Source organism: Geofilum sp. OHC36d9 (assembly GCF_052400685.1).
In the GTDB taxonomy this organism is placed as follows: Bacteria; Bacteroidota; Bacteroidia; order Bacteroidales; family Marinilabiliaceae; genus CAZHHH01.
In genome coordinates this window covers 1-8,054 of record NZ_JBQTGJ010000037.1, presented here as the reverse complement: position 1 = coordinate 8,054, position 8,054 = coordinate 1, and the positions used below count along the sequence as shown (strand labels likewise).

Here is an 8,054-nt window from a genome sequence, read left to right as displayed (position 1 = left end):
CAAATCAAAATTGAATTGGGCTTTAAAATTTTTTAAGACGCCAAATCAAAATTGAATTGGGCTCTAAAATTTTTTAAGACGTCAAATCAAAATTATTTTGGGCTCAGAAATTTTTTAAACAGTGAATTGGATTTATTCGTTCTGTTAAAAAAAAATATAGCCTTCTGAATGAGTTTTAATTGAGTCAATAAATTCATACTTATACCCAATCGAAATATTCTTCAGGCATAACGACAACGCAGCTTAGCCTATATAAAAACAAAACCCGGCCGGTAATTTTACAGGGTGTTGAAAAGTTTTTGATTTATATCCTTCTCCTTCGGAAGCTCTGCAATCGGGCGGGCAGTCATTAGAAGCTTCCGCCCTATGGTCATACGGTATTGTGAACAGGAACTTGTGCTGATGCCGGAAGAGGGATCGTTTTGTTAGCATTCCCGGATGACACACCTTATGGAAAAACGAAGCGCGACAACCTAATTTAATTTCTGAAACTGTCAACCGTTACATAGCATAGGGTTCAGCTTGCTTCGGATTATCCGGGCTGACCCCTTCCGGACCTGACTTTGGAGGTAAAACCATTGGCCGCTGACAAGCCCCCATTCCGCACCCATTTTTAATTATTTGCAAACTTTAATACACCACCACTTCCTTTCAACCCTCAACAATTTCCGTTCAACCTGTTTGATAAATATCAGCAAATTAGTAAATTCGGTGTCTGTTTTTCAGAAAATTACGGCAACAGACAGTGTAAATACAATGATTTTTTTTGGGTATAAATGATAATGGCGTTATGGGGTTGTTGGCGTTCATTATAAATAACATACTGCAAACATGAATATTACTCAAATAAGTGATTTAGAAACCCGAATCTCAAATATCGAGCAGCTAAATATTGAAACAATAGTTGCTACTATATTTAGTGACCAAGATATTGAGAGTTTAAATATTGGTCAATTCTCCGTTCCCGAATATGTTTCGACAGTCAAAAGATTACTTAAGCAGTTTAAATCTGAATTTACGGAGAATGGTCACTTTTTACCTTTTCAATACAATTATCATAATGAATTTGGTAATGGTAACCTTCAGAGCGATTTACAAAACTTAGCTTCACAAATTGGAGCAAAGACCCAAGCAAACTTGAATAGTTCAGTTGCTTTCATAAATAGATTAGTCTACTACCAAATTGCAAATGGTTTTTGGGATAAATCAACACGAAAGATACATAAGCCGAATGAAATAAAGATTGTTGAACTAAAAGACCAATTAGATTTTATTGCAAAGCAACTAAAAGAATACGGTGGCAACTATAAAAACTTGATTGATGAATTAGCAATTAAAAAAGAAGAGTTGCAAAACTTGGTTAAACAGAAAAATCAGGAATTACAGCAGATTGCAAATAATTTACAGACAGCTAATTCTAATACTAATCAAATCGCACAACTATTAAATAATAGTACATCTACAAATGAGAAGATAAATGGAGTATTAAATCAACAAAATCAAAATCTAGAAACTCAGAAGAAAAAAGCAGAAACTCAGGATGCATATTTTAAAAAGCAATCTGATACGTTTACTAATCTGGAATCTTCACTAGATGACAAGATAAAGGAAGTTGAAAATCAAATAGCTGACTTTAAAACACAATTAGAGTTTGTAGAAGGTAAACGGGAATTCTTTGAAGAAAGGAACAATTATTTAGATGAATTAATTGGCAGAGAAGTTGGAGCATCTTTATTTGAGACATTTAAACAAAGAAAAGGTGAACTTGAAAAACCAGTAAGTAAATGGCTTTGGATTGTTATCGCAATGGCTGTTTTAACCTTTGGTGCGATATTAATAATATTTACCAATGCGTTTGGATTTTTAGGAGATGTCCCAACTGAAATATCGACAATTCGTTTAATTACAAATTCGATAAAAACACTACCGTTTTTCTTTTTATTGTTTTATGCTGTTGCACAATACAATAAGGAAAGAAATTTTCAAGAGGAGTATGCTTTTAAATCCGCTGTAGCTTTGACAATTAAAGCATATTCTGACATTATCAAAAAGGATGAACTTAAAGATGAATTAATTGTGAATTCAGTTTCAGGGATTTTTAAGTCTCCTACTATTTATAAAACCAAAAAGACAAAAGAAGATAATACAATAATGAGTACAGCTAAAGATTTATTGAATACAGCTTTAGAAGTAATGGGAAAGAAATAATGAAACGTCAACAGGCGGTCATAGTGCATAGCTTGCCTTAGGCTCAACGCAAGCTGCGCACCATACCGTGTAAACGTTGGCAACAACTTTAAAAACTAACAACATACATGGCAGACTCTCAAAATATACCCAAAATATTTATTTCATACAGTTGGAAACCTATTGTTAATAAGGAGAAAACATTGAATCTTGCGGAAAGATTATCAAATAATGGAGTACATGTTATTATTGATGAATGGGATTTGGCTGAGGGACAAGACAAATATCAATTCATGGAACAAATGGTTAATAATCCTGAAATTACAAGGGTTTTGTTGATATGTAATAAAGAATACGCAGATAAGGCTAATTCAAAGAAAGGTGGAGTTGGAATTGAAAGTATGATTGTATCTGATGAAATTTATAAGAAAGCGGAGCAGAAGAAATTTATACCAGTTATATTTGAAAAAGATGAAGATAATCAGGCCTATGTTCCGATTTTTGTAAAAACAAGAATCTTTATTGACTTAAGTAATGATGAAAATTTTGAGGAAGAATATGAAAATCTTTTAAGAAATATTTTTGATAAACCCAAAAGTAAAAGGCCACCAATAGGTACTCCTCCAGCCTTCGTTGAACATGAAGAACCCGTATTTCTTAGGACTTCACATAAAGTAAAAACAATTAAAAATGCTTTACTCAACGAAAAAAGAAATTATCAAGTTTTCATTGATGACTATTATTTATCTTTCCTTAAAGCATTAGAGGATTTTGAGATTAATGATGAGGAATTAGGTACAATAGAGTACATAGACGACAAAATTCTAGAGAAAATTGAGGGATTAAAATATCTCCGAAATGACTTTGTTAATTTTCTAGAGACAATTTTTGCTTATTCATATGATTTTAATATTGAAAAATTTTTCAACTTCTATGAAAAACTAATTGAATTCTTTTTAATTAGGCAATCAAACAGATATAACAGTTCTCATTTCGGCTCATTGAAGTATGACCAATTCAGATTCTTTTATTACGAGTTGTTTCTGTATTCAATCGCAGTAATGATAGGAAAAGAACGTTATAAAGAAATTGGCTATTTGCTTAATAATTCATTTGTTGTTTATGATGAATCTAAATCTGAAACTAAATCTTATTCATTCATGTTTTTCGATTTGTACCCTGAGTCTTTAAATAAGTATAGAAATGAAAGACTACAAATGAGAAGGATTAGTGTTTCGGCTGATTTAATAAAGCAAAGAGCTGACTTGATACGATATAAGTTTGAGACTCTATCAGAGGTGGACGCCATATTATATTACGTTGCAATTATGAAGAATAGACAGGTAAATGAATATTCATGTATGGGATGGTGCCCGCATACATCTGTTTATAGGGTTTATAAAATTCCTTTCCTTGATAAGTTAATTTCGAAAAGAAGGTTTGAAAAAGTAAAGGTTATTTTTAATGTGAACAGAGTGGATGAACTTAAAGCAAAAATTGAGAAAACAATTCAAAATAAGGCTGACAGATTACGAAGATTCGATTATGAAATTCCTATGATAAATCATGCTTTTAATATAGACAAAATTGGAACTATTGAATAATGGGCAGTTGCTAATAGTCAATATAAGGAGGCTGGGTGTCAGAGATTTGCGAAAAGTTAGTGCATTTAATCAAAATTATAATGGGTTGACAGTTAAGTGGCTTCGAAATCCCAGCCAACTCATATTGGCAAAACGTTAGCGGCAATTAAACACATTAACCTAGCAAATGGCAGAGATTATAAATATTACCCCATATTCAAAGATTGAAAACCGACAATTAGGAGTTTGCGAAATTGTCATTTCAGAAGGGGAATTTAAGGGAAAAGATTATAAAGCAGGACGTTCAACATTTGTGTTTGAAAATTGCGATTTTACTAAAATAATTATTAAGAATACTGAATCAATTGACTTCAAAGATATTTCAATTTGTTTTAGTTCTTGCTTTATAAGAGATATTACTGTCGAACGATTTGAGTCAGAAAATATTTCTCTATCTTTTTTCAGTTCTATAATATCGGGGAATATTAATGATTTTTCAATAAGAAGCATTATTATAAACAATTGTTTAATTGCAAGTTTGTTTCTTCAGTATCAAAAGAAAGTTCAAATTTCTTGTACTGAAGAAAATATTTTCCCTAAAAAGTGGAAACCAATATTTGATAGGATGGAAATACCATCAATTGAAGAGTTTCTGCAAACGAAACAATCAATATTTATTAATCATTCTGAGGAAATTAATATCTATGGTAGTTCAAAGCAAAAAGAATTACGTTCAGGATTATACAGAAGAGAATATGAGTCGGCTAAAGATATGAAAATTGGTTACTATCTAACTGATGAGCAAAAGAGTTTGTTACAAATCAATCTATCAATAACTTATTCAAATAATGTAAGAGACTTAAATACTAATATTAAAAACTTAAATCTAAATTCTCTGTCTATTAGTGGAAATGCAAAAGGTAATATTTCTATTGAACAACTTAGAATAAATGGGTTTTATATTTTTGATTTTTCAACAGAAAAAGAGGCTTTGTTATATTCGATCTCACCATATAGAATGGATTCCAAGCTTTCTATACATAAATCAAATTTGGATAACACTAGTTTTGATAATATTGATATTAGTGGATTTTCAATAGTATCACTATACCGAAGCAGATTTGCAAAGAGTCATTTTAGTTCATGTGAATTTCCCCAAAAAACAATTGATTATGAAAGGTTTCAGCCGATTGAAAATGTTCAATACCCAAATGATAAACCCGAAAACTACTATAAAGACCAATATGAAGTATTTCTTCAATTAAAACAATCATTGGAAGAAACAGGAAATTATTTTGAAGCTCTAAAATTAAAAGCCATCACGAAAGAAGCTCTTAGAAAGGTTGAAAGTGTGCCAAAATCTGATAAGTTAATATTAAGATTAAATTACTGGTCAAATAAACATAGCCTTTCAATTAGCCGTCCATTCTATGGTCTGCTAATTTTTTCCATTTTATTTTATCTTTTATATTTATTGAGCATTGACAGAATATTTATTTCGACTGAGTTTGATTGGACATTAGTTGGACATTATTTCTCATTTATTGATATAACTCATAAGAAGGATTTTTTAATACCAAAGAATGAATTTAATATTTGGTCACTTACAATTGATTTCTTAAATAAAATAGTAACTGGTTTTTTTATCTATCAATTTATTGCTGCTTTTAGGAAATATGGAAAGAAATAAAAGCCTCCAATATATAGTCGTATGAGCGGTCGGCACGACCCAGCGATTACTCCAGGTTGAACGACATCCCGGCAGAACTACAACTAAATACTATGGACTTACTGTCGTCTTTTTATGTTTTTGAGAAGAATGCGCATGCTTTAATTGTGTCGCTTTTGTTCAACTTATTTGATAAATATCAGCAAAGTAGTAAATTCATTGTCTGTTTTTCCGGAAAGCGGCGGCAAAAAGACAATATAAATGCAATAACTCTTTTAGGCCATAAATGATAATGGCGTTATGGGGTTGTTGTGTGCAATTATAAAAGACAGTAATAACCTTAAAATTAACAAGATGAAAATAAAAATTGTTTTGAGTTTAATAGTTGTTCTCGGATTAGGGAAACAATTATATTCACAATCTTCTGAATTAAAGCTTTTAAAAAAAGAAATATTAACTGGTCAAGATGGAGTTGATTATTGGCTTTACCAATATTCTAAGACTGTTTCAAGTTCGGATACCATTAAATTATGGGATAGAAAAATCAGCTCTCCATTTAAAGAATCGGTATTGTTTTTCATTGACGATGAACCTTTTGCTAACTGGACACATCCTTGTAGATATGTATTTGTTGATAAAAATAGCAAAGGGTCATATAAAGTTCTTTCAGAAACTTCACCACCCACAATTTTTGAAGACTATTCTTTATTGTCCCAAATAAATATCCCCACAGGATATAAATACAATTTTTCAACTTTAAAAAACAATAAAAATTCAGAAATTGGATTAAAATCAGCAATTAGTCCCGGAGATGCTTCTTACGGTTACAAATATGCAGTCATTATAAGTGGAGGTTATAACAAGTACAATAATCATGAAAGATATTGGAATGATTGCGAAGCAATTTACTCAACATTAAGGTATGTATATGGTTTTGAACATCATCAAATATTTGTTCTAATGTCAGATGGATGGGAAACAGGAGCTGATAGACATTTGATTAGTGGCGGTTACGATGATTCTCCTCGGGATTTCGATGGTGATGGAACAACAGATGTGACAAATAAAGCAACCAAAGCTGCTATAATTAGTTTGTTTGACATGCTTGGTGAATGGATGTTGCCAAATGATTATTTGTATGTTTTTACTACCGACCATGGTAGTTTAGAAAGTGGAAATGATGTTAAAATATGTCTTTGGAATGAAACAGAAATGAGGGATGATGAATTTGCAACCGAGCTAAATAAAATAAATGCAGGTAAAATAAGCATCGTAATGGAACAATGTCATAGTGGTGGATTCGTTGATGACTTATCTGGAAACGGAAGAGTTATTGCTACTGCATGTCAAGCAAGCCAATCTTCTTATGCTAATACTGATTTATTATATAATGAATTTGTATATCATTGGACAGCGGCTGCTCTCGGAAAATATCCTGATGGAACTTCTGTTGATGCTGATAATAACAATGATGGATTTGTAACTATGCTGGAAGCTTTCGAATATGCAAGAGACAATGATACAAAATCAGAAACACCGCAATACAATAGCCAGCCTCAATCTTTAGGAAGGGAATTAACAAATTTTGGTTTTGAAGTTAACTCTACATTACAAAATATTACCATTAACTCTGGTGAGGAGCAAAAACATTACGCATATAATATAGAAGCTGCTGGTGATGGAACAAGCTATACAGTTAAAAGTGGTGGAAAAAGTTATCTTAAAGCAGGAAATAGCATAGTTATTGGTCCTGGTTTTTCTGCTGAATTAGGTTCGGAATTTCAGGCTTTTATCGAACCTTTTGCAATTCCTGTGTTAAATGCAACGAGTTCTTTAAAATCGGCAAAGATTGAAAATTCCACATCACAAATAACTCAAGTTGAAGAAACAGAAATTACTGAATTATTAGAAAATATTAAAATATACCCTAATCCGAGTACTGGTTTGTTTTATTTTATTAGTAACGATGAGACTCAAGTTCAGATTTCTGTATATAATTCTAATGGCAGCCTAATTATACATGATAATATTGTTTCTAATAAGTGGGTCATTGATTTATCTGACCAACCTTCGGGAATTTATGTTCTAAAAGTATTCAGTAACAATAAGATGTTAACCAATAAATTGATAAAACAATGAAAACCAGAACTATGAATTATATAATATTAAGCTTGTTTTTTATAATGAGTACTCTTCAAAGCTGTGATAAAGAGCCTGAAACACAAACAGGTGAAATTGTGTTTTGGAAATTTACAGATATGCTCAATTGTGGACCAATAGAAGTAAAAGTTAGCTTAAACTCAAATAAAATTGGGACTTTAAATATAGATTTTCAACCATATGATAGTATCCCAGATTGTGGTGCTGAAAATTGTTTGACTGTAAATAAACCAATTGGGGAATATAATTATAAAGCGGAATGTTATTGCGGAACAAATAAAAATTTAATAGGATATTGGACAGGTACATTAAACGTAAAACAAGACAGTTGTACTAAAATATTCTTTGATTATAATGAGATAACGAAACAATAACTGCACACAATATATTAGGAGTATGAGCGGTCGGCACGATCCAGCGATTACTCCAGGTTGAAGGACATCCCGGTAGAGCTA

5 protein-coding genes are annotated in these 8,054 nt (G+C 31.5%); all 5 read left to right on the top strand.

What is annotated here, in order from left to right; translation table 11 throughout:
* Positions 1–831 precede the first annotated feature (831 nt).
* The 5 genes from ACT3CD_RS17135 to ACT3CD_RS17115 all read left to right on the top strand — a co-directional run bounded on the left by ACT3CD_RS17135 (position 832) and on the right by ACT3CD_RS17115 (position 7,973).
* Entirely contained in the window at positions 832–2,208 is a 1,377-nt protein-coding gene (locus ACT3CD_RS17135) for a hypothetical protein (protein ID WP_444646891.1), read from the top strand.
* Positions 2,209–2,315: 107 nt separating this feature from the next.
* Positions 2,316–3,791, top strand: a complete 1,476-nt coding sequence (locus ACT3CD_RS17130) for a toll/interleukin-1 receptor domain-containing protein (protein WP_444646890.1) — start codon at positions 2,316–2,318, stop codon at positions 3,789–3,791.
* 166 nt (positions 3,792–3,957) lie between these two features.
* Positions 3,958–5,460, top strand: a complete 1,503-nt coding sequence (locus tag ACT3CD_RS17125) for a hypothetical protein (protein WP_444646889.1) — start codon at positions 3,958–3,960, stop codon at positions 5,458–5,460.
* 333 nt (positions 5,461–5,793) lie between these two features.
* Positions 5,794–7,578 carry a T9SS type A sorting domain-containing protein gene (locus ACT3CD_RS17120; protein WP_444646888.1) on the top strand — a complete coding sequence of 595 codons (1,785 nt, stop codon included), beginning with the start codon at positions 5,794–5,796 and terminating at the stop codon, positions 7,576–7,578.
* Complete coding sequence (locus ACT3CD_RS17115) at positions 7,575–7,973, top strand: hypothetical protein (protein ID WP_444646887.1); 399 nt, start codon at positions 7,575–7,577, stop codon at positions 7,971–7,973. Before ACT3CD_RS17120 ends, ACT3CD_RS17115 begins: the two co-directional genes overlap by 4 nt.
* Positions 7,974–8,054: the final 81 nt, after the last annotated feature.